This window comes from Staphylococcus sp. HMSC068G11 (genome assembly GCF_001815825.1).
Lineage (GTDB): Bacteria > Bacillota > Bacilli > Staphylococcales > Staphylococcaceae > Staphylococcus > Staphylococcus epidermidis.
In genome coordinates, this window is the sequence record NZ_KV822077.1 from 1 (window position 1) to 3,130 (window position 3,130).

Genomic DNA, 3,130 nt, shown 5'->3' on the forward strand with positions numbered 1-3,130 from the left:
TTTTGCGTCGCAAAACGCTTTTAAAAAATTTGATTAAGTCTTCGATCGATTAGTATTCGTCAGCTCCACGTGTCACCACGCTTCCACCTCGAACCTATTAACCTCGTCATCTTCGAGGGATCTTATAACCGAAGTTGGGAAATCTCATCTTGAGGGGGGCTTCATGCTTAGATGCTTTCAGCACTTATCCCGTCCATACATAGCTACCCAGCTATGCCGTTGGCACGACAACTGGTACACCAGAGGTATGTCCATCCCGGTCCTCTCGTACTAAGGACAGCTCCTCTCAAATTTCCTACGCCCACGACGGATAGGGACCGAACTGTCTCACGACGTTCTGAACCCAGCTCGCGTACCGCTTTAATGGGCGAACAGCCCAACCCTTGGGACCGACTACAGCCCCAGGATGCGATGAGCCGACATCGAGGTGCCAAACCTCCCCGTCGATGTGAACTCTTGGGGGAGATAAGCCTGTTATCCCCGGGGTAGCTTTTATCCGTTGAGCGATGGCCCTTCCATGCGGAACCACCGGATCACTAAGTCCGTCTTTCGACCCTGCTCGACTTGTAGGTCTCGCAGTCAAGCTCCCTTATGCCTTTACACTCTATGAATGATTTCCAACCATTCTGAGGGAACCTTTGAGCGCCTCCGTTACCTTTTAGGAGGCGACCGCCCCAGTCAAACTGCCCGCCTGACACTGTCTCCCACCACGATAAGTGGTGCGGGTTAGAAAGCCAACACAGCTAGGGTAGTATCCCACCAACGCCTCCACGTAAGCTAGCGCTCACGTTTCAAAGGCTCCTACCTATCCTGTACAAGCTGTGCCGAATTTCAATATCAGGCTACAGTAAAGCTCCACGGGGTCTTTCCGTCCTGTCGCGGGTAACCTGCATCTTCACAGGTACTATGATTTCACCGAGTCTCTCGTTGAGACAGTGCCCAAATCGTTACGCCTTTCGTGCGGGTCGGAACTTACCCGACAAGGAATTTCGCTACCTTAGGACCGTTATAGTTACGGCCGCCGTTTACTGGGGCTTCGATTCGTAGCTTCGCAGAAGCTAACCACTCCTCTTAACCTTCCAGCACCGGGCAGGCGTCAGCCCCTATACATCACCTTACGGTTTAGCAGAGACCTGTGTTTTTGATAAACAGTCGCTTGGGCCTATTCACTGCGGCTCTTCTGGGCGTGAACCCTAAAGAGCACCCCTTCTCCCGAAGTTACGGGGTCATTTTGCCGAGTTCCTTAACGAGAGTTCGCTCGCTCACCTTAGAATTCTCATCTTGACTACCTGTGTCGGTTTGCGGTACGGGCACCTGTTATCTATCTAGAGGCTTTTCTCGGCAGTGTGAAATCAACGACTCGAGGAAACAATTTCCTCTCCCCATCACAGCTCAGCCTTATGAGTGCCGGATTTGCCTAACACTCAGCCTTACTGCTTGGACGTGCACTCCAACAGCACGCTTCGCCTATCCTACTGCGTCCCCCCATCGATTAAAACGATACTAGGTGGTACAGGAATATCAACCTGTTATCCATCGCCTACGCCTGTCGGCCTCAGCTTAGGACCCGACTAACCCAGAGCGGACGAGCCTTCCTCTGGAAACCTTAGTCAATCGGTGGACGGGATTCTCACCCGTCTTTCGCTACTCACACCGGCATTCTCACTTCTAAGCGCTCCACATGTCCTTGCGATCATGCTTCGACGCCCTTAGAACGCTCTCCTACCATTGTCCAAAGGACAATCCACAGCTTCGGTAATATGTTTAGCCCCGGTACATTTTCGGCGCAGTGTCACTCGACTAGTGAGCTATTACGCACTCTTTAAATGATGGCTGCTTCTAAGCCAACATCCTAGTTGTCTGGGCAACGCCACATCCTTTTCCACTTAACATATATTTTGGGACCTTAGCTGGTGGTCTGGGCTGTTTCCCTTTCGAACACGGACCTTATCACCCATGTTCTGACTCCCAAGTTAAATTAATTGGCATTCGGAGTTTGTCTGAATTCGGTAACCCGAGAGGGGCCCCTCGTCCAAACAGTGCTCTACCTCCAATAATCATCACTTGAGGCTAGCCCTAAAGCTATTTCGGAGAGAACCAGCTATCTCCAAGTTCGATTGGAATTTCTCCGCTACCCTCAGTTCATCCGCTCACTTTTCAACGTAAGTCGGTTCGGTCCTCCATTCAGTGTTACCTGAACTTCAACCTGACCAAGGGTAGATCACCTGGTTTCGGGTCTACGACCAAATACTCAACGCCCTATTCAGACTCGCTTTCGCTGCGGCTCCACATTTGCTGCTTAACCTTGCATCAGATCGTAACTCGCCGGTTCATTCTACAAAAGGCACGCCATCACCCATTAACGGGCTCTGACTACTTGTAAGCACACGGTTTCAAGTTCTCTTTCACTCCCCTTCCGGGGTACTTTTCACCTTTCCCTCACGGTACTGGTTCACTATCGGTCACTAGAGAGTATTTAGCCTTAGGAGATGGTCCTCCCAGATTCCGACGGAATTTCACGTGCTCCGTCGTACTCAGGATCCACTCAAGAGAGAATATGTTTTCGACTACAGGATTATTACCTTCTTTGATTCATCTTTCCAGATGATTCGTCTAACATGTTCTTTTGTAACTCCGTATAGAGTGTCCTACAACCCCAACAAGCAAGCTTGTTGGTTTGGGCTCTTCCCGTTTCGCTCGCCGCTACTCAGGGAATCGATTTTTCTTTCTCTTCCTCCGGGTACTAAGATGTTTCAGTTCTCCGGGTCTGCCTTCTGACATGCTATGAATTCACATGTCGATAACATGACATAACTCATGCTGGGTTCCCCCATTCGGAAATCTCTGGATCAACGCTTACTTACAGCTACCCAAAGCATATCGTCGTTAGTAACGTCCTTCATCGGCTTCTAGTGCCAAGGCATCCACCGTGCGCCCTTAATAACTTAATCTATGTTTCCACCATATTTTGAATAACAATTCAAAATAAATAGCTAAAACTAGTTATTAATCTTGTGAGTGTTCTTTCGAACACTAGCGATTATTTATGAATTCAAGCTTATTTAAAACTCTATTCACTCGGTTTTGCTTGGTAAAATCTTACTTACTTATCTAGTTTTCAATGTACAAA

General features: G+C 48.9%; 1 rRNA gene. It reads right to left on the reverse strand.

The features are described from left to right. Positions 1–29: 29 nt before the first annotated feature. A 23S ribosomal RNA gene (locus tag HMPREF3058_RS06000) occupies positions 30–2,951 on the reverse strand. Positions 2,952–3,130: the final 179 nt, after the last annotated feature.